We start from the raw sequence: 23,383 nt of genomic DNA, 5'->3' as shown, positions 1-23,383 counted from the left end.
GCGTTTGCTACTCAGCCGGTTGAACGCCGCCTCGGCGTGTCAGGACGGTTTCCTGGCCGGCCTGCGGGTCCATAGGAATCAGTTGAGTGAGGAGCAGGGAACCGACGGCGAAACCGGTACCCACCAGGAAAACCGCGCTGGGGCTGACGAGCCAGACGTATCCCAACAACACGGGTAGAACAACCGCTGCGATATGGTTAATGGTGAAGGAAACCGCCGCAGTGGGGGCGATATCGCGCGGATCGGCAATCTTCTGGAAATAGGTCTTGATTGCGATCGCCATAGCGAAGAACAGATGGTCTATCACATAGAGCCCAGCAGCGATCGTCGGGTCAGTGACGAAAGCGTAAGAGGTGAAGACCACGATCAGACCGATATATTCCAAGGTCAGGGCCTTACGCTCGCCCCAGCGCTGGATCAGCCGCCCAATGGCGGGTGCCAGCCAAATGTTGGCAGCGTAGTTGATGAGGAATAACAGGGTGATATTGGCCACTGAATAGCCGAACTTCTCGACCATCATGAAGCCCGCGAAGACGATGAAAATCTGCCGCCGGGCACCCGAAAGGAAGGTGAGGCCGTAATAGAGCCAGTAGCGCTGCCGGAAGATCAGCTTTTTGTGCTGCTCCACCTTGGCCGGGAACTGCGGATAGAAGAACCAGGCAAAGACGGCAATGGCGACGGAGCCGCCGCCGCCAATCAGGTAGACGGCGGTATAATTGGCGTCGAAAAAGTCGAAGGCTACCCACATCAAACCGTAAGCGATCAGCGAGGTGAAGCTCGCGGCCGCGATCACACGGCCCAGCACGAGCGGTGCGCGTTCCTTGCCGACCCATTGCAATGCCAAACTTTGCTGGATGGTTTCGTTGTAGTGATACCCGACCGACATGACGATCGTGGTCAGGTAGAGCCCGATTACCGTCGGAAAGAACCCGGTCGCTGCCGTGCCAATGCCGAGCAGGGCGATGGATAGCAACGCAAAGGGCTGCTCGCGCAATAGCAAAAGCACAAACACCGCCGTAAAGGCGAGAAAGCCGGGGACCTCCCGAAGGCTCTGCAAGATGCCAATCTCGGCACCGGTAAAGGCCGCTTTCTCGATTGCGAAGTTGTTCAACAACGCTTGCCATACGGCGAAGGAAAGGGGGACGGCGGCGCCCATAAGCAACAGCAGCGATTCCGGGGAACGAAGTCCCTGCGATCGAAAGGTGCGAACGATACCGGCGAGGCGGTCGAGCATGGCGAGTTCAGCTTTCCAGGTTCAGGTTTGAAGGCAATCTACTCAGTCAGGACTTGTCGGTCTATCGGCATTCGGTCAATCTATATCGATGAAACGTCAAGCAGCTTCTATCACGCGGCCAGCCAGCGAATCCCTCCCGGCGCCTACTTTGGAGCGCCCGGTGATCGGCATGCGGATCGATTACGATCGTCCGGAGATTGTTGATTGGCATGAACATCGCTTCGGGCAACTACTCTATGCGGCCCGGGGCGTTCTTCAGGTGGAAACCAAACGCGGTCTTTGGTTGGCGCCGCCGCAGCGGGCTGTGTGGCTGCCTTCCGGCACTGCGCACCGCGTTACCCATTCGCCCGGCTTGGCCTTTCGATCCTTGCATGTGGAGCGCGGTTCACCGGGCTTGCAAGACGAGTGCTGCGTGCTGGCGGTTTCCGGATTGCTGCGCGAATTGATTCTGGCCTTTCTGGAACGCGAGCAGAACTATGACTCTGGTTCCGGTCAGTCGAGCCTTGCGGTTGTCCTGCTCAATGAACTCCGGTTGGCGCCGACGGTTGACCTGCATCTTTCCCTGCCGGGCGAACCTCGTTTGAAGCCCATCGTGGACGGCTTGCTCGACGATCCGGGAGATCGCAGGGGGCTGGCTGACTGGGTGAGGATGACCGGAGCCAGCCAACGGACGCTTGAGCGGCTCTTTAAAAGCGAAACCGGTCAGAGCTTCGGCGAGTGGCGGCGCCAGCTTAGGCTGCAGACCGCGATAACCCTGCTGAGCGAGGGTGAGGCGGTGACCTCGGTGGCCTTTGCCGTAGGCTATGAAAGCCCCTCCGCCTTCATTGCGATGTTTGGCGAAGCCATGGGAGAATCGCCCGGACAGTTCGCGGCGCGTCATGGCGGCTTGCCGCAGACAAAGACAGCGCGTAATTAGGGGGCATGACAGACCATTTCATCATCGCGCTGGCCCAACTGAATGCGCATGTCGGGGACCTGGAAGGCAACGTCGCCAAGATTCTCGACCACCGCATGCAGGCGACGGTCAAAGGCGCTCATCTGCTGGTAACGCCCGAACTATCAGTGACGGGTTACCCGCCTGAAGACCTGGTGTTGAAAGCGCAGTTTATGGCCGCCGTCAAGCAAGCGGTTCGCCGCTTGGCGCTGGCGACAGGCGATGGTGGACCGGGACTCATCGTCGGCGCCCCCTGGATGGACGACTGGGGCCAGAATAAAGCGCCCCTGCGCGGCAAAATATTTAACGCCGCCCTGCTACTCGACAACGGTGAGATAAAGGCCGTGCGGTATAAATATGACCTGCCGAACTATGGCGTTTTCGACGATGCGCGGGTCTTTACCCCTGGACCGCTGCCGGGCCCTGTCAGCTTTCGCGGCCTGCGCCTGGGCTTGATGGTTTGCGAGGACTTCTGGACGGCCGAGGTTTCCGAATGTCTGGAGGAGTCCGGTGCGGAGTTGCTGGTGTCGATCAATGCCAGCCCCTACGAGACCAGCAAGACGGATGTAAGATTAAATCTCGGCGTCCAGCGGGTAACCGAGAGCGGTCTGGCCGCCATATACGTAAACATGGTCGGAGGCCAGGATGAGTTGGTATTCGACGGCGGCTCCTTTGCCCTCAATCCTGATTGCGGCTTAGTCGCGCAACTTCCTTCTTTTGAAGAACATCTGGCCTTTACGACCTGGGAACGGGACGAGGAGGAGCGCTGGCATTGCACCCAAGGGCACTGCGAACCCGGCCCTGAGGGTGATGACGCGGTTTACCGCGCCTTGACCTTGGGCTTGCGCGACTATGTCACCAAGAACGGCTTCCCGGGCGTGCTCATCGGCATGTCCGGTGGCATTGATTCCGCGCTTTCGGCTGCGGTCGCGGTCGATGCATTGGGCGCGGAGCGAGTGCATTGCGTGATGATGCCCTCACCCTATACCAGCCGGGAAAGCCTGGAGGATGCTGCGGACTGTTCAAAGCGTCTGGGTGTTCGGCTGGATGAGATTTCCATCGAACCGGCGATGACGGCGTTCGGCGAAATGCTGGCGCCCCTGTTCGCCGAGCGACAGGCCGATACGACCGAGGAGAACATCCAAGCGCGATCACGCGGCCTGACCCTGATGGCCCTGTCGAACAAACTGGGGCACATGGTATTGTCGACCGGCAACAAGTCCGAGATGTCGGTGGGCTATGCAACGCTCTACGGCGATATGTGCGGCGGCTACAACGTTCTAAAGGACGTTTACAAGACTCAGGTTTTCAGGTTGGCGCGCTGGCGCAACAATCATCGCCCGCCCGGCGCATTGGGGCCGGAAGGCCAGGTGATCCCCGATAGGATCATCACCAAGCCGCCGACTGCCGAATTGAAGCCCAATCAGACCGATCAGGATACCCTGCCGAGCTACGACGAACTCGATGCGATCCTGGCGGGATTGATCGAGAGCGAGGCAGGTGTCGGCGATCTGGTGGCCAAGGGGCACGACCGGGCGGTCGTCAACCGGGTCTGGCGCATGTTAGAAAACGCTGAATACAAGCGCCGTCAGGCGCCGCCAGGGGTAAAGATCACACCGAAGTCATTCGGTCGCGATCGCAGGTATCCCATCACCAATGCCTATAAAGGGCCGTACTAGAGTCTGCACGAACAGGCCCGAGGGGAGCAGAGAATCTCGTGAAAGTTCGTTTCGCCCCAAGCCCGACAGGGCTTTTGCATGTCGGAAATGCGCGTATCGCCCTCCTGAACTGGTTGCTGGCGAAGGCGGCGGGAGGGCAGTTCCTGCTTCGTCTCGATGATACCGATACGGAGCGTTCCGAGGAACGGTTCGCCCAGGCCATTGAGCGGGATCTGACGTGGCTTGGTTTGGAATGGGACGCCTTTGCGCGCCAATCCGACCGCATGGACCGCTATGATGCGGCGGTAGAGGCGCTCAAGGCAGCGGGCCGTCTCTATCCCTGTTACGAGACTGCGGAGGAATTGTCGCTCAAGCGCAAGGCGCAGCTCGCTGCGGGCAGACCACCGCTCTATGATCGTGCCGCCTTGAAGCTTGATGACGCTGCGCGCGCGGCGCTGAAGGCAGAGGGTCGGCGTCCGCACTGGCGCTTCAAGCTGGAACCCGATGCCATCGAGTGGAACGACCTGGTGCGTGGCCCCCAACATTTCGAAGGCCACAACCTGTCGGACCCGGTTTTGATCCGCGAGGACGGGCGGCCGCTCTACACCCTTTCCTCGGTTGTGGATGACGCCGAACTGCATGTGACCCACGTGCTGCGTGGCGAGGATCATGTCGCCAACACGGCAGTTCAAATTCAGCTGTTCCAAGCCTTGGGTGCGCCTGTCCCTACATTCGCGCACCTCTCTTTGCTGACCGATGCCGAGGGCAAGGGTCTTTCCAAACGCCTAGGCAGCCTCAGCTTGGAATCCTTGAAGGCAGCTGGGCTGGAGGCCATGACCATCAACTGCTATCTGGCGGCTTTGGGCACGCCCGATGCAGCCGAGCCCACCGCTACCCTGGAGGCCTTGGCCGCCGGTTTCGACCTCACGCGTTTTGGACGCGCAGCGCCCAAATTCGATCCGGCGGAGTTGGAGCATTTGAACGCCCGCCTATTGCACGTCATGCCCTTTGCCGATGTCGCGGGGCGTCTTTCCGGCCTGACCGAGGCAGACTGGCTGGCGATCCGTCCCAACCTCACCAAACTGGCCGATGCCGAGGATTGGCTGGCTATTTGCCACGGTCAGGTGGAGCCGGTCCTAGGCGATGACGAAGGCTTCCTGGCCGATGCCGCCGAGCGCTTGCCGCCCGAACCTTGGAATGCGGAAACCTGGGGGCACTGGACGGCTGCCGTCAAGGCCGCGACAGGACGGAAAGGAAAGGGCCTGTTCTTGCCGCTCAGGCTGGCGCTGACGGGGCGTGAGCATGGACCCGAGCTGAAGTCCTTGCTACCTCTGATCGGGCATGACAAGGCGGCGCGGCGGTTGAGAGGGGAGAAGGCGTGACCATCCGGCTTTACAACACCTTGCAGCGGCGCGAGGAGGAGCTCGTGCCGATCGATCCCAAGAACGTGCGGATGTACGTCTGCGGGCCGACGGTCTATGACACCGCGCATATCGGCAACGCGCGCCCGGCAGTGGTTTTTGACGTGCTGTTTCGGCTGCTCCGTCAGGTCTATGGGGACGAGCACGTCACTTACGCGCGCAATATCACCGACGTGGACGACAAGATTATCAAGGCGTCCCAGGAAACGGGCGAGCCGATCGAGAGCATAACCAAACGCACCACCCTGGCCTATCAGACCGACATGGCAGCGCTCGGGGCGTTGCCGCCCACGGTTGAACCGCGCTGCACGGCGCACATTCCACAGATGGTCGCCATGATCGAGACCCTTATCGCCGAGGGCCATGCCTATGCAGCCGAGGGACACGTACTCTTTGCGGTCGGGTCCGACGCCAACTACGGGCAGCTATCGCGCCGGGACCGCGACGAGATGATCGCGGGCGCTCGGGTCGAGGTGGCGCCCTATAAGCGCGACCCTGCCGACTTCATTCTCTGGAAACCCTCGTCGGAAGATCAACCCGGCTGGGATAGCCCCTGGGGCAAGGGACGACCGGGCTGGCACATCGAGTGCTCCGCCATGGCCAAGGAACACCTGGGGGTGACCTTCGATATCCACGGCGGCGGCGCGGACCTGATCTTTCCGCACCACGAGAACGAGATCGCACAATCGACCTGCGCCAACCATGCGCCTTTCGCCAATATTTGGATGCACAATGGCTACGTCGTCGTTAACGGCGAGAAGATGTCGAAGTCACTGGGCAATTTCTTCACTGCGCGCGCCTTGCTGGACGAAGGCTGGCATGGCGAGGTGATCCGTCTTGCGTTGCTGTCCGGTCACTATCGCCAACCGCTCGATATCACGCGCGAGAAGCTGGAGGCTTGTAAGGCGCAGCTTGACCGATTCTATGGCGCTTTACGCAACGCGTCCGGCGTTGTGCGTAGCGAGACACTGGTTACCGACGGCGTGGTCAGTGCACTGGCGGACGATCTCAATACACCAGAAGCACTGACATATCTCCATGGTTTTGCAGATCAGTTGAACCGGGGTGAACTGCCAGAACTCGCAAAAGCGGGCCTGCTCGACTCGGCTGAACTCTTGGGGCTGCTGGCTGAAGAACCTGAAGCTTGGTTCAAGGGGATGGCTGACGATGATGAGGCCGCTGAAATAGATGCCTTGATTGCCGAGCGTCTAGCGGCCAGAAAGGCGCGGGACTTCGCGGCGGCGGATCGCATCAGGGACGCGTTGGCAGCGCGCGGCGTTTTGTTGGAGGACGGACCGCAGGGCACCACCTGGCGGCGGGCCTGATTTCCTCTCTCTAACAGCGGTCACTCCAATTCGCGACGGTAAAGCAACATGCGGTGGTGACCAGCGCGCGTTCCCTCGCGGTCCTCGCTTGAAAACTCTTCGAACAGGAGCTTGCTGAGAACCCGTTTGGAGGCTGCGTTGTGCGGCGCTACCGCGGCGAAGAGTTCATTCAGCTTCAGATGATCATGAGCGTACTCGGTCAGGGGGCGGCAGGCTTCGCTGGCGTAACCCTGGCCCCAGTAACGCGGCGCGATCCAGTATCCGAGATAAAAGCGCGTGCTGCCTTCCTTGCGCTCCAGGGTTGCGGCGCCGATCAGGTCATCGCTGTTGATGTCGGCAACCAGGAACATGCCGGGTTCTGGTCCGTTCAGGTTGTCGATGACGGCGCGCAACCAGACTTCGCCGTCCGCTTCGTGATGCGGGTAGGGCAGACTGTCGAACCATTGAATGACGCGCCAATCGTTCATGGCGTGTAGCAGCGGTTTCAGATCGCTGTCCCTCGGGCCCCTCAAGCGAAGTCTTTTAGTTAGTAGTTCCATTGGTTTCTTTTCGCGGTTGCTGGTCGCTTTTGTTCGAGTCGCGATTATAGCCTGTGGCAGAATGAAAAAAGGGTAATTCGTTCCACAAGCACCCTTTTGCCGGTTCTTACGAACTTGGAGGACGCAGCGATGCCGAGTGGCAAGGCAGCCAACATTCTTTTCATCATGGTCGATCAGATGACGCCTGGGGTCTTGCCGAGTTATGGAGGCAAGGTTGTGCGCTCACCGCATCTGGATGCGCTTGCAGAGCGTTCGGTGCTTTTCGATAGCGCCTATTGCAATGCGCCACTTTGCGCGCCGTCACGCTTTTCGATGATGACCGGACGTTTGCCCAAGGCTATTGGCGCCTTCGACAATGCCTGTGATCTCGCCGCAGATCGTCCGACGTTCGCGCATTATCTGCGACATGCCGGGTATCGCACCGCCCTTTCGGGGAAGATGCATTTTTGCGGACCCGATCAGTTGCATGGCTTCGAGGAGCGCCTGACCACCGATATCTATCCGGCGGATTATGGTTGGTTCTGCGACTGGGAAGATTTCGAAACCCGGCCAAGCTGGTACCATAACATGGCCTCTGTCCTGAATGCCGGACCCTGCGTGCGGAGCAACCAGTTGGACTTCGATGACGAGGTGGGATTCAACGCCGAGCGCTGGCTTTATGATTGGGTGCGCGGAAACGATGAGCGGCCCTTTGCCTTGACGGTGTCTTTCACCCACCCGCACGATCCCTATGCTATCGGTTGGGACTACTGGCGGCGTTACAGCGACGATGAAATCGATATGCCGCAGGTTAAAATCGATCCGAAGGACCTTGATCCGCACTCCAAGCGCTTGCGCCATGTTTATGCGCTGGAGGGGTTGGACATCCCCGAGGACAAAGTGCGCGCCGCGCGCCGCGCTTACTATGGTGCGATTTCCTACCTGGACGACAAGATTGGCCGCTTGCTGTCGGTACTCGACCAGATCGGTGTGGCCCGCGATACCTATATCGTCTTTTGCGGTGATCACGGCGACATGCTGGGAGAGCGCGGCCTTTGGTACAAGATGAGCTGGTTCGAGCCTTCATCGCGAATTCCCTTGATGATCGCCGGGCCCGGCATCCGGCCGGGGCAGGTGTCCTCCTCCGTTTCTTTGGTTGATCTGTTGCCGACACTGGCGGAGCTGGCGGGCGACGGTAAGGCGCCGGACTACGCCACCGAGATCGACGGGCGCAGCCTACAGGGACACCTATCGGGCTCCGGCGGCCATGACGAAGTCCTGGGCGAGTATTGCGGGGAGGGGGCGATTGCGCCGCTCTTCATGATTCGCAGGGGGCGCTTCAAGTACATTGCCACGGCGCCGGACCCCGATCAGCTTTTCGATCTGGAAGCTGATCCTCATGAACTCAACAACCTGGCGGAAGACCCGAACGCGGCCGCAACGCTCGCTGCTTTTCGAGAAGAGGCGGCGACCCGTTGGGATGCGGAAGGCTTGCGCGATCAGGTTCTGGACAGCCAGCGCCGCCGTCGTCTGGTCTATCAGGCGCTTTCCCAAGGCGAGCGCCTGCCTTGGGATTTCCAGCCGCTCGTCGATGCGAGTGAGCGCTATATGCGGAACCATCGCGACCTAGACGACGTAGAAGGCGATGCGCGTTGGCCGAGGACCGAATGATTACCGGAACCATTGCCGTCTCGCCGATATGGCGCTGGGCCATTGACCTTGCCCCCGGCTCTGCGCTCTAAAGAGGCACGGGGGAGAGCGCCCTTGCGATCAAGGGAGCCATATAGGCGGGATAGAGAGACAGACGATGGCCGGGAATGACGACGGTAGGAACGACGAGAGGCGCGTTCATATCTTTGATACAACGCTACGCGACGGCGCGCAGACGCAAGGGGTCGATTTCGGTGTTGCCGACAAAATCGCCATTGCGCGCGCGCTCGATGACCTGGGCGTCGATTATGTCGAGGGTGGTTGGCCCGGCGCGAACCCGACGGATGATCGCTTTTTTGCGGACCCGCCAAGTTTCAAGAATGCAAAACTCGTCGCCTTTGGTATGACACGCCGTCCGGGTCGGAGCGCGGAGAATGACCCGGGTTTGGCTGCGCTCGTCAATTCGAAGGCCGATGCGCTTTGCATGGTGGGTAAAGCCTGGGACTTCCACGTCGACGTGGCGCTGGAAATCGACCGGCAAGAAAACCTGAAGATGATCGAGGACTCCATCGCCTTCGCCAAGAGTCGCAAGTCCGAGGCGATGTTCGATGCGGAGCATTTCTTCGACGGCTTCAGGGCCAATCCGGAATATGCCCTGGCTTGCGTGAAGGCTGCTGATGCCGGGGGTGCGCGCTGGATCGTGCTTTGCGACACCAACGGCGGCACCTTGCCCCACGAGGTGTCGGAGATTGTCGCCGAGGTTGCCAAGCAGGTGCCGGGTGTGCGTTTGGGCATCCACTGCCACAACGACACCGAAAACGCCGTGGCGAATTCGCTGGCCGCCCTTTGGGCGGGCGCGCGACAAGTGCAAGGAACGCTCAACGGACTGGGTGAGCGCTGCGGCAACGCCAATACCATCTCGCTCATCGCCTCGTTGGCCTTGAAAAGCGATTTCAACATCGGCGTTAGCGACACACAGTTGGGCCATCTGACACACGTATCGCGTTTGCTCGATGATCGTTTGAACAGGGCGCCGAACCGCCATCAGCCCTATGTCGGGGACTCGGCGTTCGCCCATAAGGGCGGCCTGCATGTCTCGGCGGTGGAGAAGGATCCGCGCACCTACGAGCACATCGACCCGGAGGTCGTCGGCAATCAGCGGCACATCGTGGTTTCCGATCAGGCCGGGCGCTCCAATTTTCTGGCGCGTTTTCGCGAGATCGGCCTGGAGTTGGAAGCCGGAGACAAGCGCGTCAATCGCTTGCTGGAAGAGGTGAAGGACCTGGAAAGCCAGGGCTACTCATTCGATGGCGCGGAAGCGTCCTTCGAACTTCTCGCCCGTCGCCGTCTGGGCGAGGTGCCGGATTATTTTCGCATGGAGCGGTTTCGCCTCATGGATGACCGCCGTTGGAATGCGCGCGGTGATCTGATTACCGAAAGCGAGGCGACCGTGACCGTCGAGGTCGGCGGTCAGTTGCGCCACGAGGTGGCCAGCGGCAACGGCCCGGTCAATGCTCTCGATGTGGCCCTCCGCAAGGCGCTGGTCTGGGCCTACCCGGTGCTCGAAGGCATGGCGTTGTCCGACTACAAGGTGCGTATTCTGACACCTCAGGAAGGAACTCGGGCTGTGACTCGCGTCATGATCGAGAGCGCTGCGCCTGATGGTCAGCGCTGGACGACCCTGGGCGTATCTCCCAACATTGTCGAGGCCTCCTTTACGGCGCTGGAGGACAGCTATAGCTGGCGATTGTTCAAGGCCGGTGTCGCGCCTTTGGGTCCCAAGTCGGCCGCGGCGCGCAATTAGGGCGCGATAGGACGATGGCCGGTACCGACCGATCCCGCCCCGAAATCGTTTTGGACCGCAACCCGGTTGTCGTGCTGGTGCGCCCGCAGCTTGGCGAGAACATCGGCATGGTTGCCCGTGCCATGATGAACTGCGGCCTGGGCGAATTGCGGTTGGTGGAGCCACGCGACGGTTGGCCCAACGAGGCTTCGGCGGCGCCAGCTTCCGGCGCCCTGCCAATCCTGCAGGCTGCCAAGCTCTACGACAGTGTGACGGCGGCCCTTGAGGATTGCCACAAGGTCTATGTGACCACGGCCCGCCAGCGCGAGATGATCAAGCAGATCATGACACCCAAGGCCGCGGTAAGGCAGCTCCGCCAGCAGATTGCTGACGGCATGCAAACGGCCCTTGTCTTCGGGCCGGAGCGCACGGGTCTGGAAAGCGATGAAGTAGCGCTGGCCGACACGATAATCGAGGTGCCGCTCAATCCTTCCTTCAGTTCCCTGAACCTGGCTCAGGCAGTGCTGGTGATTGGCTACGAGTGGTACCAGTCCGGCGACGATACGCCGGAGGACAGGCGCGAAGTAGGCCACACGCCACCAGCCGACCACGGTGAGATAGATGCTTTTTTCGAGCGCCTTGTCGACGAGCTGGACACGGTCAATTTCTTCTGGCCGGAGCATAAGCGCCAAGCCATGCTGCGTAACCTGCGCTCACTCGTGAATCGCCTGGAGCCGACGCAACAGGATGTGCGGACGCTGCATGGGATCGTTTCGGCCCTGATCGAGGCGCGGCAGCGGCGAAAAGGTATGAAAAAGGGCTGAGACAAGCGCGCTTCGACCCTTGCCAGACTCGGGGTGCGAGGGTAAGTTCCGCGCCAAGCCAACCCCTATGATGTTTTGCAGGTGGCCACCCCCATGAAAGTCAAAGTATTCGTGACCCTGAAGTCCGGTGTTCTCGACCCACAGGGCAAGGCAATTCAACACGCCCTGGGCAGTCTCGGTTTCTCCGGCGTCGATGAGGTGCGTCAAGGCAAGCTCATTGAGTTGAATCTGGAGGAAAGCGATCCGGGCAAGGCCGAGGCCAGTGTTCGGGACATGTGCGAGAAGCTGCTCGCCAACACGGTGATCGAGAATTACCGCATCGAACTGGAGGGATGATGAGCCTGCGGACCAGCGAGGTCTGCTGGGTCCCACTGTCGGACCCTGGCTTCGAGCACCTTCGGCTGCGTCAGTCGGAGGTGGAGTCCGAAGCCAATGGCGCGATAGTGCGTGTGCTCGATGGTGAGGCGCTGCGGATTGGCTATTCGATCCAGGTGGATGCCGCTTGGTGCCTGCGTCGCGCCGAGATTGCGGTTGAAGGTGGGGCGCGATTGTTGTTGGAGGCCGACGGCGCAGGCAATTGGACAATGAACGGTAAAGCCGCGCCGCAGTTCCAGGGCTGTTACGAGATTGACATTCAGGTGACCCCCTTCACCAACACGCTGCCAGTTCGCCGTCTGCCCTTTGTGGGCGACAGCCCTATAGACATTCGGGTGGTCTATCTGCCCTTACCCTCGCTAGAGCCACGCGTTGCCGAGCAGCGCTATCGCCGATTGGGCGAGGGCCGCTATCTCTACGAGGGCCTGTTTCGCGATTTCAAGGCCGAGTTGCCCGTCGATGACGATGGGCTGGTACGAGACTATCCAGAGACCTTTCGGAGGGTTTTTCCGTGATGAAGGCCGCCGTCATTGTCTTCCCGGGTTCGAATTGCGACCGGGATGTTCAGGTTGCACTCAGACAGTCCATGGGGCGCGAACCGCTCATGGTCTGGCATAAAGACGCCGATTTCGACGAGGTGGATCTGATGGTTCTGCCCGGCGGCTTTTCCTTTGGAGACTACTTGCGTTGCGGCGCCATGGCGGCACGTTCGCCGGTGATGAAGGAAGTGGTCAGGCGCGCCAAGGCCGGCGTTCCGACCATGGGCATCTGCAACGGCTTTCAGGTGCTCTGCGAAAGCGGGCTGCTGCCGGGCGCACTGATGCGCAACGCTTCGCTCAACTTTGTCTGCCGGGATGTTCATCTCAAGGTCGAAACCAGCCAAACGGTTTTCACCAACAGATATGAAGCCGGACAGGTGATCCGCGTGCCGGTGGCGCACCATGACGGCAACTACTTCGTGGAGGCCGAAACGCTCGCTGCGATGCGCGAGCGTGACCAAATCGCGTTCTCCTATTGCGCGCCGGACGGCGGCGCGGCGGCTGATGCCAACCCGAACGGGTCTCTGGAAGATATCGCCGGTGTCTACAACGAAACCAAGACGGTGCTGGGCCTGATGCCGCACCCCGAGCGTCTGGCCGATCCGCTGTTGGGCGGCATCGATGGGCGTCCCCTTTTCGATGGCCTTGTGGAGGCGCTTTCATGAGCTTGCCGAACGAACCCGCCATGACTCCGGAGATCGTTGCCGAGCATGGTCTGTCGCCGGAAGAGTATGATCGCGTCCTGCAGATCATGGGCCGCGAACCCAATCTGTTGGAGTTGGGTATCTTCTCGGTCATGTGGTCCGAGCACTGCTCCTACAAATCCTCCAAGAAATGGCTGAAAACCTTGCCGATCGACGGCCCGCAAGTGATTCAGGGCCCCGGTGAGAACGCAGGCGTCGTGGATATCGGCGAAGGCTTGGCCGTGGTCTTCAAGATCGAGAGCCATAACCACCCAAGCTTCATCGAACCCTATCAAGGTGCCGCGACCGGCGTCGGTGGCATCCTGCGCGATGTTTTCACCATGGGTGCGCGTCCGGTTGCAAACTTGAACGCTTTGCGGTTTGGAGAGCCCGATCACCCCAAGACCCGGCACTTGGTGGCAGGCGTTGTCGCGGGCATCGGCGGATACGGCAACTGCGTCGGTGTGCCGACCGTGGGCGGGGAGGTCAATTTCGACCCTGCTTACAACGGCAACATCCTGGTCAACGCCATGACCGTCGGTATCGCACCCGCCGACCGTATCTTCTATTCCAAGGCGACGGGTATCGGAAATCCGGTCGTCTATGTCGGCTCCAAGACTGGGCGCGACGGTATTCACGGCGCGACGATGGCCTCTGCCGAGTTCGACGAGGATTCCGACGAGAAGCGGCCGACGGTTCAAGTCGGCGACCCCTTCACCGAGAAGTTGCTGATCGAGGCCTGCCTGGAGTTGATGGCCACCGACATGATCGTCGCCATTCAGGATATGGGGGCTGCTGGCCTGACGTCCTCATCTTTCGAGATGGCCTCGAAAGGCGGCACGGGCGTCGAATTGGACCTGGATAAGGTTCCCTGCCGGGAAGAGGGCATGATTCCCTATGAGATGATGTTGTCTGAAAGCCAGGAACGGATGTTGATGGTCCTAAAGCCTGGCCGCGAAGCTGAGGCACAGGCGATCTTCGAGAAGTGGGACCTGGATTTCGCCGTCATCGGTCGCTTGACCGATACGGGCCGCATGGTTCTGACGTTCGGAGGCAAGGTCGTCGGCGATCTGCCGATCGACCCTCTGGCGGAAGCCAGTCCGGAGTACGATCGTCCGCATGAGACAACGCCGCTGCCGCCAAAGATCGCAGCAAACTCCTTGCCGGAACCGGCCGACTACGGTCAGGCGTTCAAGCAGTTGCTGGGAAGCCCGGATCTGGCGTCGCGACGCTGGGTGTGGGAGCAGTACGACCACATGGTCATGGGCGATACGCTGGGGCATGGACGGCCCGGCGGCGATGCGGCATTGGTGCGCATTCACAACAGCAACCGTGCGCTCGCGATCACCACCGACTGCACGCCGCGCTATTGCAAGGCGCATCCGGAAACCGGCGGTGCGCAGGCCGTGGCCGAGGCCTACCGCAATCTGGTGGCGACGGGCGCGCGTCCCTTGGCGGCGACCAACAATCTCAACTTCGGCAATCCCCAGCGACCAAGGATCATGGGTCAGCTTGTCGGTTGCGTTCAGGGCATGGGCGCGGCTTGCCGTGCGCTGGATACGCCGATCGTGTCCGGCAATGTCTCGCTCTACAACGAAACCAATGGCCAGGCTATTCTGCCGACGCCGGTCATCGGCATGGTCGGTCTGGTCGATGATATCGAACGGACCTGCGGCATCGCCTTGTCTGAACCGGGTTTGGCGCTGGTGCTGTTGGGCGAGACACGCGGTGAGCTTGGCCAGTCGCTTTATCAGCGCGAACTGCATGGCCGCGCCGACGGCGCGCCGCCGCCGGTCGATCTGGCATTGGAGCGCAGGACCGGCGAGTTGGTTCTGTCTCTCGTCGGCTCGGGCAGGTTGGCGGCCTGTCATGACCTTTCGGATGGCGGGTTCCTGATCGCATTGGCGGAGATGGCGCTAGCCGGTAACACCGGCGCAGAGCTTGACTTGTCTGCGACAAACAGCGCATCGCTGGCGGCATGGCTGTTCGGCGAGGACCAGGGACGCTATCTTGTGGCGACCCGTGATGCCGATGACGTTTTGACTGCGGCGCGCGAGGCGGGCGTTTCGGCGACTCTCGTTGGCCGTAGTGGCGGCGATACGTTGAAAGCAGGCGACAGCTTCACCATATCGCTTGCGGAACTGAGGCGCGCTCACGAAGATTGGTTCCCTGGCTATATGGCCGCGGGCCTTTAGACCCGAACCAGGGGCAATCGAGAACGGAAAAGGGAAGCGACTTCATGGCGATGGACGCTGGAGAGATCAAAAAGCTGATCAAGGATGCCTTGCCGGACGCAACCGTGACGATCGAAGATCTGCGCGGCGACGGCGATCACTATGCGGCCTACGTCGTGTCGGAGGCGTTCAGAGGCAAGACACGCGTCCAGCAACATCAGATGATCTATCAGGCCCTGCAGGGACGCATGGGCAATGAATTGCATGCGCTGGCGCTGCAGACCTCGACACCCGAGGCTTGAGCGGCACCAGACGAAAATAAAAGGAGTGAGCGACCGATGAACACGCCGGTAGCTGAGAGAATTCAACAAGACATCAAAGAGAACGACGTTGTGTTGTTCATGAAGGGTACGCCCGTTTTTCCACAGTGCGGCTTTTCCGCCGCCGTGGTTCAGGTGTTGAGCCATCTTGGTGTCCGCTTCAAGGGCATCAACGTGTTGGAAGATCCCGGTTTGCGCCAGGGCATCAAGGATTTTTCAAGTTGGCCGACCGTGCCGCAGCTCTATGTGAAGGGCGAATTCGTCGGTGGCTGCGATATCGTCCGCGAGATGTTCCAGTCCGGCGAACTGCAGCAGTTCCTGCAGGATAAAGGCATCGATACGCAAAACGCGGCCTGATCGAATTCTCGCTCTTTGTTTTGAGAAGGCCGGTGACCTTTACGGGTTTGCCGGCCTTTCTCTAACCGGAGGCGTTCGAGCATGACCCTCAAATATCTTGACCATGTGAATCTGCGCACCGGCAGACTGGACGAGTTGCGGCGCTTCTATGGTGAGGTATTGGGTTTGCGGGAGGGACCGCGCCCGGATTTCACTTTCGGCGGCGCTTGGTTCTATCTCGGCGACCGGCCGGTGGTGCACCTCGTTGAGGTCTCAGATACGCCGGATGCGCCGACGCCGCGAATCGAGCACTTTGCCTTTATGGCGGAAGATTTGCCGGTCTTTCGCGAGGTGCTTGAGAAGGCCGAGATCAACTACAACGCGAACATAGTACCGGGGTTCGGCTGGACGCAGCTTTTCCTGCGTGATCCCGACGGCAACAAGGTCGAGGTGACCTTTCAGGAAACCGCCCGGGCGTAACGGAAGATCGCCTAGGGGTCGCCGGATTAGCCTCAAGTCCTGCAAAACAGCCATTCCCAGAAAAAGAAAACCGGCTCACGAATGAGCCGGTTAAGTGATGCCGATGGGATCACTGTGGGGGCAGATGGTGAAACGCAGTCACCCCCATCGGTGCTTTCCAATCAGCCTTCCCAGGGAAAGATCGTTCCTATAGGGAAGCCATCATAGGACGTGGTTGAGGATAATATATCGCGCTAAGATAGCAAGAGAAAAGAATCGAGAACGAAAAAAGCCGGCCCCGTAGGACCGGCTTTTCGAAAGCCAAAATCGGAAAGATTGTTAGCTGTAATACTCGATGACGAGGTTCGGTTCCATGTGAACCGGGTAGGGCACGTCGGCCAACTGCGGACCGCGGATAAAGCGTGCCTTCATCTGGTTGTGGTCGACCTCGATGTAGTCGGGAACTTCGCGTTCGGGCGAACCGGACGCTTCCAGGACCATAATCATCTGGCGGCTCTTCTGGCGCACTTCGATGATGTCCTCGTCCTTTACCATGTAGGAAGAGATGTTGACGCGCTTGCCGTTCACCAGGACGTGTCCATGGTTGACGAACTGACGAGCGGCGAACACGGTCGGCACGAACTTGGCGCGGTAGACGACCGCGTCGAGACGGCGCTCCAAAAGCTCGATCAGGTTCTCGGCGGTATTGCCCTTGCGGCGCGATGCCTCGTCGAAGTACCGGCGGAACTGTTTCTCACCGATGTTGCCGTAGTAGCCCTTGAGCTTCTGCTTGGCCATCAGCTGCGTGCCGTAGTCGGTCGGCTTGCGGCGGCGTTGGCCGTGCTCGCCGGGACGGTATTCGCGCTTGTTGAAGGGGCTCTTGGGGCGACCCCAGAGGTTGACGCCAAGGCGTCGGTCGATCTTGTACTTTGATGCTAGGCGCTTACCCATGCCTGCAATCCTCCTGTTAAATCAGAGCGTTGTTGTCCCGGTAGTCTCTCGGTTCGTCGTTTCCTTCGGACCTTGAGCGGGGTGCAGCTTCATGAGGCTGTCCCACATTCCCGGGAGTGAAGGCGCGGAAATAAAGGAATTCTGCGACAAAGTCAAACCCGCCGAGGTGGTCGGAAGGGCTTTTTTACGGCAGTAAACCTCAATCCCGTCGATTGGATTACTGAATGGTCTGCGGCGCCGGCGCGTCGGAGGGGCCCGCTTCCGGTAGGACGCCCAGACGGCGGGCGACTTCCTGGTAAGCCTCCTCTACGCCGCCCAGGTCCCGTCGGAAGCGATCTTTATCCATTTTCTCATTGGTTTTGAGGTCCCACAAACGGCAGGAATCGGGGCTGATTTCGTCTGCTAGGACGATACGCATCTCGTCATTATCCCAAAGTCTGCCGAACTCGATCTTGAAATCCACAAGCTTGAGGCCGATGCCGATGAAAAGGCCGGATAGGAAGTCGTTGATCCGCATTGTCAGTTGGATGATGTCATCCAGATCCTGGGCGGTCGCCCAACCGAAGGCGGCGATATGTTCTTCTGCCACCAATGGGTCGCCCAACTCGTCGTTCTTGTAGCAGTACTCGATGATCGGGCGGGGCAGGGCCGTGCCTTCCTCGACCTTGAAACGCTGCGCGAAAGACCCTGCGGCGAGATTGCGGACGATGATTTCCAGCGGCACGATCTCGACCTCGCGAACCAATTGTTCGCGCATATTCAAACGGCGGATGAAGTGCGTCGGCACACCGATCTCTGCCAGGCGCGTCATCAGATACTCGGAGATGCGGTTGTTGAGCACGCCCTTGCCGGTGATCGTGCCCTTCTTCTGGGCATTGAAGGCTGTGGCGTCATCCTTGAAATACTGAACGATGGTGCCGGGCTCGGGGCCTTCATAAAGAATCTTGGCCTTACCTTCGTAAAGGCGTCTGCGTCGCATCGATTCCATCCTTCCCTCGCTTAGGCTCGGTCGGCTTCATCCAGCCAGATCAATGCTGAGGTATAGCAACCCGCGTGGCCCCGCACAACGCGCGTTCTTATGGGGCTGACGCCTATCGCTCGAACAGCGGTAGCGGCTCGAAAGCCTCCCGGTCCGGACGGCCTGGACAAAAGCGCCATTGGGGGACTTTCGAGGGGTTTTCAGTTAAGGCGATAAGGGAAGAAGATACCGTGGCGAAGCCGCCTTCCATCTCCACGCACATGGCGCCCCCCGGGCCGGCCGCCTCGCCATAGCTGCGCGAGGCCAGCAACGTCTCCCACGCGCGCCAATCGCCGGTGTCGGGATCAGGAGCCGGTGCGGCTTCGAATTGCGGCTTATAGAGTTGGATGCGTGGGCTGTCGGGGTCGTTCAGCTCCCGCGATGTCAACATCGATAGGCCGGTCGGCAGGGGCTGGCATTCGATCTCCGATTCTTCCGGCCGCAGGGTCAACCAGAAGGCATGGCGCGTGTCTGCGATAACCAGGTTGAAACCCCGGTAGGCATCGGGATTGAGTTCGCTGAGCGCCGCGGCGGCCGTTGCCGCATCGGCGTGGTCAAGAGCCTCCAGCACCAGTTCACCGCGTGAGCGCTTGCCCGGTGCGGGGCCAAGCGTGCCATAGCGGTTCAACACAGCCGCAACCACGCCGTCACGATTGATACCGAGCCAACTACCGCCGGATAGTGCGTCCCGGCCCGCGATCACGTCCTTGCGGTCGGACCAGTGAGGGCCCGGCGCCTGCCAGGGTCGGTCGACCATTTCGTCCCGGTTGGCTGCCAGCATCAGGGGCCAATCGGCTCCCGGTCGTCTTAGAGTTACGAGCGTACACATAAAGGCCCTTTCGCCCTCGTCAACGGTATTATTCGCTAAAGACCCTGCAAGCCAAGGTTCACAAATGGGCACCGAAGGCGCTATAAGCTACATCCAAAGCCATAAACCCAATTCGGAGTGCATGACGCCATGACCACCTTTGATCAACGCGAGAAGGTTTTCGAAGACAAGTACAAGCACGATCAGGAACTACAGTTCAAGGTTGAGATGCGCCGCAACAAGTTGCTTGGACTTTGGGCGGCGGAACTGCTTGGTCTGACCGGCGATGAGGCAAACGCCTATGCGCGTGAGGTTGTGGCCTCGGACATGGAAGAGCCGGGCGATGCGGATCTGGTCCGCAAGGTAATGGGCGATTTCGCTGCCAAGGGTATCGAAATGTCTGAGCATCGCCTGCGGGTGAAGCTGGAAGAGATACTGGGTGTCGCCAAACAGCAGGTCATGACCGAATAGAGTCGAAACAACCGTCAGCACCATTAGAAAAAAGCGCCGTCTGTCGTCCTTCAGGCGGCGCTTTTCTTTTCTGAATCAACAAATCCAGCGATTTCGTCAGTGCGGATCGTTCATTGGATTGCCACCGAGATCGGCGACGAGTTTGAAAACCTCGGCTGCGGCGGCGGAGAGCCGCTCGTCGTCGGTGTCCCGCAAGACCAAATTGGTGCCATAGTTGCCCGCACGGAATGACGGATAGCTGCCAATCTGCACGTCCGGGAAATGGCTTTGGATTCTTGCGAGCTCCTCGGCGACGCGACCTTCGGGGAGGTCGCAGACAACGGTGCGGGACAGCAATGGTTTGCCGCCTACCAGTGTGGGTGCGACGCTCTCGAACATGGCTTGCATGATGCGGGGAACGCCGGCCATCACATAGACGTTTTCAACTCTGAAGCCCGGCGCGGTGCTGACGGGGTTCTCTATGAGTTCAGCCCCTTCCGGGGTTCGCGCCATACGCAGGCGCGCGGCATTGAGCTGCCCCGGTTCGTAGTGTGCTTCTAAAAGCGCGCGGGCCTGCGGGTTCTCGATCAGCGGCAATCCAAAGGCCTTTGCGATGCATCCGGCCGTTATGTCGTCATGCGTCGGCCCGATACCGCCGGTCGTAAAGACATAGCTGTACCGCGCGCGCAGCGCATTCAATGCCGCGACAATATCCACCTCGTCGTCCGCCACAACACGGACTTCGGCCAAACGAATACCCAGTGTGTTCAAGCGCTCGCCGATGTAAGAGAGGTTGGCATCCTTGGTCCGCCCCGACAGGATTTCATTGCCGATGATCAGCAACGCGGCCTTTACGTCCTCGTCTCTCGCCATGTTGTTTTACCAATCCCGGATGAGCGAACCCATACTCGTTCAGACTACTCGGATTTGCCGTAGCCTTGAGAATTCATGCAGCTTTGGAACAGAGACTGGCGCTGTTGCTTGTAGGCGTATGGGTCGACTTGATCTTTGAAGGACTGATAGCCGCCGCCAAAACCCATGGTGCTGTTGCGCTGATTGATATCCTGATCGATCCGTTGGGACGAGCGTACCTGCGCGTCGGCGTAGAGGTAGCAGGACTCAATAGCCTGCTGACGCTTTGCGTCCTGCGGTTCAGGAGTAATGACCAAGGGTTCAGACTCGGTGGCGGCGTTCTTGGTCGTGTCAGTGCTTTCGGTGGTGCCGGGCGCGGTGGTCCCGGCCGGAGTCGCTTCTTCCTGGCGGGGGCTGTCCGCGCAGGCGGCCAGCAGCAGCAAGGCCATGACGCTGAAACAAATAGACGTTGAAACCGACTGCATATAACGCTCCAGACAACCAATAAGCTTATTAGACTAACCTGTTCCTCTTTAACGAATCTTTCAAGACCGCAGCGAAACAAGAGCGCGTGAAACCGAAGGTTCTTGCGGAAGGCAACCTCGTTCGCGCAAGCTGCCCGCGTCATGAACCTGTCGCAGCCCCTGATACCCGCTACCCTGGTAAAGCGCTACAAGCGATTTCTCGCGGATGTTATCTTGCCCGATGGTAGCGAAACGACCGTGCACTGCGCAAATCCCGGCGCAATGACCGGGTTGGCCGACCCGGGCGCGCGGGTCTGGCTTTCACGGTCAAGCAACCCGAAACGCAAACTTCCCCTGAGTTGGGAGATGACAGAGTTGCCCAGCGGTTTGGTAGGAATCAACACTGGCCACGCCAACCGAATCGTCGGAGAAGCGCTTGTCCAAGATGCGATTACGGAACTAAAGGGCTACCGGTCGCATCAGGCTGAGGTGCGTTATGCCGACAATAGCCGCATTGACTTTCTTCTGCAGGGGGAAGGCTTTGCCGACTGCTATTTGGAGGTCAAATCCGTCACACTGTGTCGCGCCAAGGAACGAGCGGAGTTTCCCGATGCCGTGACGGTGCGCGGACGCAAGCATTTAGAGGCTTTGGCGTCAATGGCGCACAACGGGTATCGCGCGGTGATGTTGTTTTTGGTACAGCGAAGCGATTGCAGTCTTGTGGGATTGGCAGAGGACATAGATCCAGCCTATGCGGAGGCTTTTCGGATGGCCCGACGGAGCGGTGTGGAAGCCTTCGCCTATTGCTGTAAACTGGATAAGGAAAAAATCGTCCTGGATCACGGCTTGCGGGTACATATCTAAGAAGCGCATCCGCGTCCTTGTTGAACGCGGGCCGGCTAGGTGGGTTTTAGGATTTCAAGGAACGGAACGGCTTGCGGATGAACGAACGCGCGATGATCAAGGAATTAACCACGCCGGAGGGGCGGGTGTCCCTCTACGGCGAGGCTGGGTATGCGGGCATGCGGGCGGCGGGCCTTTTGGCGGCGGAAACGCTGGATTTTATTACACCGCATGTTGGTCCCGGTGTGACGACCGAAGATCTGGATCGGCTGTGCCATGATTTCATCGTTGCGCATAACGCCGTCCCCGCCCCCCTACACTACAAGGGGTTTCCCAAATCGATCTGCACCTCGGTCAATCATGTCGTTTGCCACGGCATCCCTAGCGACCGGAAAGTGCTGCTGGACGGAGATGTCCTCAACATCGACGTCACCGTGATCCTGGGCGGCTGGTACGGCGATACCAGCCGCATGTTCTTTGTTGGCAAACCCAGCGTCAAAGCTCGCAAGCTGATCGATGTCACCTACGACTGCATGATGAAAGGCATAGAAGTTGTGCGGCCGGGCGCAACTCTCGGCGACATTGGCCATGCGATTCAAAGCTATGCCGAGGCAAACCGCTTCTCGGTCGTGCGCGATTTCTGCGGCCATGGCCTGGGAAGAGTGTTCCACACTGCGCCCTCGGTTCTTCACTACGGACGCCGGGGCCAGGGGATGGCTTTGACCGAAGGCATGTTTTTCACCATCGAGCCGATGATCAACGCCGGACGCTATGACGTAAAAGTGCTGGATGACGGCTGGACGGCGGTGACGCGCGACCGCAAGCTGTCCGCTCAATTTGAGCATTCCATCGGCGTAACGGCAGACGGATTCGAGATTTTCACGCTTTCGCCGAAAGGGTGGCATAAGCCGCCATACGGATAGGGGAAGCTTTTGCACCAGGGGGGGCCTGCGGCGGTGGCAGAAAAAGAACTAAGAGAGCCGCCTCACTATTTCGGACATCGCCAGCGACTGCGGGAGCGCTTTTTGCTACGTGGCGGCAGCGCGCTGTCGGACTATGAAGTCATTGAATTGTTGCTGTTCGGGGCACGGCCGCGCGGTGACGTCAAGCCGTTGGCCAAGGACTTGCTGCGCCGCTTCGGCTCGCTGTCGGCGCTGCTGTCGGCACCGGCCGAGGACTTGGCGCGCCTTCCGGGTCTCGGCGAGGCATCGGTGGTTGCCCTCAAGATCGTACAGGAAGCAGCCTTGCGTCTGGCGCGGGAGGAGATTCGCCAGCGCCCGGTGCTGTCGTCCTGGAACAAGGTGCTGAACTACGCGCGCATCATGTTGGCCGAGGAGAAGGTTGAACGCTTTCACCTGCTGTTCCTGGACCGCAAGAACCGTCTGATCAGCGACGAAGAGCAGCAGCGCGGCACCGTCGATCATACGCCTGTTTATCCTCGCGAAGTCATCAAGCGGGCGCTTGACCTGGGAGCGTCCTCAATCATTTTGATTCATAACCACCCTTCCGGCGACCCGACCCCCTCCAAACAGGATATCGCGATCACCCGTGAGATCGTTGAGGCTGCGGGAAAGCTAGGGATCGAAGTGCACGACCACCTCATTATCGGTAAGGGCGGCCACACCAGCCTCAAAAGCCTGGGCCTGTTCTGACTGGTGCGAAGTTTATGCGCGCGGTCAAAGTCGCGCCGCGCAGCCACGGATCGGGGCTTGACACATGGGGGCCTTGCCTTGCTTTTTAGGCGGCACTGTTCTTGGCACAGTG

The 23,383-nt window shown here is 59.9% G+C and carries 25 protein-coding genes; 18 read left to right on the top strand and 7 right to left on the bottom strand.

Annotation, left to right across the window (positions count from 1 at the left end; all coding sequences use genetic code 11):
• Positions 1-7: 7 nt before the first annotated feature.
• Entirely contained in the window at positions 8-1,234 is a 1,227-nt protein-coding gene (locus ABIE63_RS08830; protein WP_354504069.1) for an MFS transporter, read from the bottom strand.
• 88 nt (positions 1,235-1,322) lie between these two features.
• Between ABIE63_RS08830 and ABIE63_RS08825 the strand changes: the two genes are divergently transcribed.
• Genes ABIE63_RS08825 through cysS form a run of 4 tightly spaced genes read left to right on the top strand, consistent with a single transcriptional unit; the run spans position 1,323 to position 6,572 of the window.
• Entirely contained in the window at positions 1,323-2,150 is an 828-nt protein-coding gene (locus ABIE63_RS08825; protein ID WP_354504068.1) for a helix-turn-helix transcriptional regulator, read from the top strand.
• A 5-nt stretch (positions 2,151-2,155) separates the two neighbouring features.
• Positions 2,156-3,847, top strand: a complete 1,692-nt coding sequence (locus tag ABIE63_RS08820; RefSeq protein ID WP_354504067.1) for an NAD+ synthase — start codon at positions 2,156-2,158, stop codon at positions 3,845-3,847.
• A gap of 38 nt (positions 3,848-3,885) precedes the next feature.
• Positions 3,886-5,208, top strand: coding sequence for a glutamate--tRNA ligase (gene gltX, locus ABIE63_RS08815; protein WP_354504065.1), 1,323 nt, complete (start codon positions 3,886-3,888; stop codon positions 5,206-5,208).
• Complete coding sequence (cysS, locus tag ABIE63_RS08810; RefSeq protein WP_354504064.1) at positions 5,205-6,572, top strand: cysteine--tRNA ligase; 1,368 nt, start codon at positions 5,205-5,207, stop codon at positions 6,570-6,572. The genes gltX and cysS overlap by 4 nt, the downstream gene beginning before the upstream one ends.
• 20 nt (positions 6,573-6,592) lie before the next feature.
• Here the strand turns inward: cysS and ABIE63_RS08805 are convergent, their stop codons facing one another.
• Positions 6,593-7,111, bottom strand: coding sequence for a GNAT family N-acetyltransferase (locus tag ABIE63_RS08805; protein ID WP_354504063.1), 519 nt, complete (start codon positions 7,109-7,111; stop codon positions 6,593-6,595).
• A gap of 129 nt (positions 7,112-7,240) precedes the next feature.
• Here ABIE63_RS08805 and betC point away from each other — a divergent pair, with 129 nt between their 5' ends.
• The 10 genes from betC (at position 7,241) to ABIE63_RS08755 (ending at position 16,254) form a co-directional block, all read left to right on the top strand.
• Positions 7,241-8,761, top strand: a complete 1,521-nt coding sequence (betC, locus tag ABIE63_RS08800) for a choline-sulfatase (RefSeq protein WP_354504062.1) — start codon at positions 7,241-7,243, stop codon at positions 8,759-8,761.
• A 136-nt stretch (positions 8,762-8,897) separates the two neighbouring features.
• Complete coding sequence (gene cimA, locus ABIE63_RS08795) at positions 8,898-10,544, top strand: citramalate synthase (RefSeq protein WP_354504061.1); 1,647 nt, start codon at positions 8,898-8,900, stop codon at positions 10,542-10,544.
• Between the two features lie 14 nt (positions 10,545-10,558).
• Positions 10,559-11,347: an RNA methyltransferase gene (locus tag ABIE63_RS08790; RefSeq protein WP_354504059.1), complete on the top strand. Its 789-nt coding sequence runs from the start codon at positions 10,559-10,561 to the stop codon at positions 11,345-11,347.
• Between the two features lie 93 nt (positions 11,348-11,440).
• The gene (gene purS / locus ABIE63_RS08785) at positions 11,441-11,683 is read left to right on the top strand and encodes a phosphoribosylformylglycinamidine synthase subunit PurS (protein ID WP_183415977.1); all 243 of its coding nucleotides are present in this window, start codon (positions 11,441-11,443) and stop codon (positions 11,681-11,683) included.
• A complete protein-coding gene (locus ABIE63_RS08780) occupies positions 11,683-12,237 on the top strand; it encodes a putative glycolipid-binding domain-containing protein (protein ID WP_354504058.1) in 555 nt (184 codons plus the stop codon). Before purS ends, ABIE63_RS08780 begins: the two co-directional genes overlap by 1 nt.
• A complete protein-coding gene (purQ, locus tag ABIE63_RS08775; protein ID WP_354504236.1) occupies positions 12,237-12,926 on the top strand; it encodes a phosphoribosylformylglycinamidine synthase subunit PurQ in 690 nt (229 codons plus the stop codon). Before ABIE63_RS08780 ends, purQ begins: the two co-directional genes overlap by 1 nt.
• Complete coding sequence (purL, locus tag ABIE63_RS08770; RefSeq protein ID WP_354504057.1) at positions 12,923-15,139, top strand: phosphoribosylformylglycinamidine synthase subunit PurL; 2,217 nt, start codon at positions 12,923-12,925, stop codon at positions 15,137-15,139. The genes purQ and purL overlap by 4 nt, the downstream gene beginning before the upstream one ends.
• A gap of 44 nt (positions 15,140-15,183) precedes the next feature.
• A complete protein-coding gene (locus tag ABIE63_RS08765; RefSeq protein WP_183415973.1) occupies positions 15,184-15,420 on the top strand; it encodes a BolA family protein in 237 nt (78 codons plus the stop codon).
• Positions 15,421-15,456: 36 nt separating this feature from the next.
• Positions 15,457-15,795 carry a Grx4 family monothiol glutaredoxin gene (gene grxD / locus ABIE63_RS08760; protein WP_183415972.1) on the top strand — a complete coding sequence of 113 codons (339 nt, stop codon included), beginning with the start codon at positions 15,457-15,459 and terminating at the stop codon, positions 15,793-15,795.
• A gap of 81 nt (positions 15,796-15,876) precedes the next feature.
• Complete coding sequence (locus ABIE63_RS08755) at positions 15,877-16,254, top strand: VOC family protein (RefSeq protein WP_354504056.1); 378 nt, start codon at positions 15,877-15,879, stop codon at positions 16,252-16,254.
• Between the two features lie 318 nt (positions 16,255-16,572).
• Here ABIE63_RS08755 and rpsD read toward each other — a convergent pair whose 3' ends face one another.
• The 3 genes from rpsD to ABIE63_RS08740 form a co-directional block, all read right to left on the bottom strand.
• Entirely contained in the window at positions 16,573-17,184 is a 612-nt protein-coding gene (gene rpsD, locus ABIE63_RS08750; protein WP_183415969.1) for a 30S ribosomal protein S4, read from the bottom strand.
• Positions 17,185-17,401: 217 nt separating this feature from the next.
• Positions 17,402-18,163 carry a phosphoribosylaminoimidazolesuccinocarboxamide synthase gene (gene purC / locus ABIE63_RS08745; protein ID WP_183415968.1) on the bottom strand — a complete coding sequence of 254 codons (762 nt, stop codon included), beginning with the start codon at positions 18,161-18,163 and terminating at the stop codon, positions 17,402-17,404.
• A 112-nt stretch (positions 18,164-18,275) separates the two neighbouring features.
• A complete protein-coding gene (locus ABIE63_RS08740) occupies positions 18,276-19,031 on the bottom strand; it encodes an NRDE family protein (protein WP_354504054.1) in 756 nt (251 codons plus the stop codon).
• Positions 19,032-19,160: 129 nt separating this feature from the next.
• On the opposite strand from ABIE63_RS08740, the gene ABIE63_RS08735 reads away from it, so the two are divergent.
• On the top strand, positions 19,161-19,481 hold the full coding sequence (locus ABIE63_RS08735) for a DUF1476 domain-containing protein (RefSeq protein ID WP_183415966.1): 321 nt from the start codon (positions 19,161-19,163) through the stop codon (positions 19,479-19,481).
• Positions 19,482-19,577: 96 nt separating this feature from the next.
• Here the strand turns inward: ABIE63_RS08735 and ABIE63_RS08730 are convergent, their stop codons facing one another.
• Complete coding sequence (locus ABIE63_RS08730) at positions 19,578-20,333, bottom strand: competence/damage-inducible protein A (protein WP_354504052.1); 756 nt, start codon at positions 20,331-20,333, stop codon at positions 19,578-19,580.
• 44 nt (positions 20,334-20,377) lie between these two features.
• The gene (locus ABIE63_RS08725; protein WP_354504051.1) at positions 20,378-20,797 is read right to left on the bottom strand and encodes a hypothetical protein; all 420 of its coding nucleotides are present in this window, start codon (positions 20,795-20,797) and stop codon (positions 20,378-20,380) included.
• Positions 20,798-20,938: 141 nt separating this feature from the next.
• Here ABIE63_RS08725 and sfsA point away from each other — a divergent pair, with 141 nt between their 5' ends.
• The 3 genes from sfsA (at position 20,939) to radC (ending at position 23,271) form a co-directional block, all read left to right on the top strand.
• Positions 20,939-21,640, top strand: a complete 702-nt coding sequence (gene sfsA, locus ABIE63_RS08720; RefSeq protein WP_354504050.1) for a DNA/RNA nuclease SfsA — start codon at positions 20,939-20,941, stop codon at positions 21,638-21,640.
• Positions 21,641-21,717: 77 nt separating this feature from the next.
• Positions 21,718-22,542 (top strand): type I methionyl aminopeptidase, encoded by an 825-nt coding sequence (map, locus tag ABIE63_RS08715; protein WP_354504048.1) that lies wholly within the window; start codon positions 21,718-21,720, stop codon positions 22,540-22,542.
• A 33-nt stretch (positions 22,543-22,575) separates the two neighbouring features.
• The gene (gene radC, locus ABIE63_RS08710; protein ID WP_354504047.1) at positions 22,576-23,271 is read left to right on the top strand and encodes a DNA repair protein RadC; all 696 of its coding nucleotides are present in this window, start codon (positions 22,576-22,578) and stop codon (positions 23,269-23,271) included.
• Positions 23,272-23,383 lie beyond the last annotated feature (112 nt).

It is taken from the genome of Limibacillus sp. MBR-115, from assembly GCF_040549425.1.
In the GTDB taxonomy this organism is placed as follows: domain Bacteria; phylum Pseudomonadota; class Alphaproteobacteria; order Kiloniellales; family CECT-8803; genus Limibacillus; species Limibacillus halophilus.
Note: the sequence above shows the minus strand (reverse complement) of the source record. Positions and strands in the feature narration are given on the sequence as shown.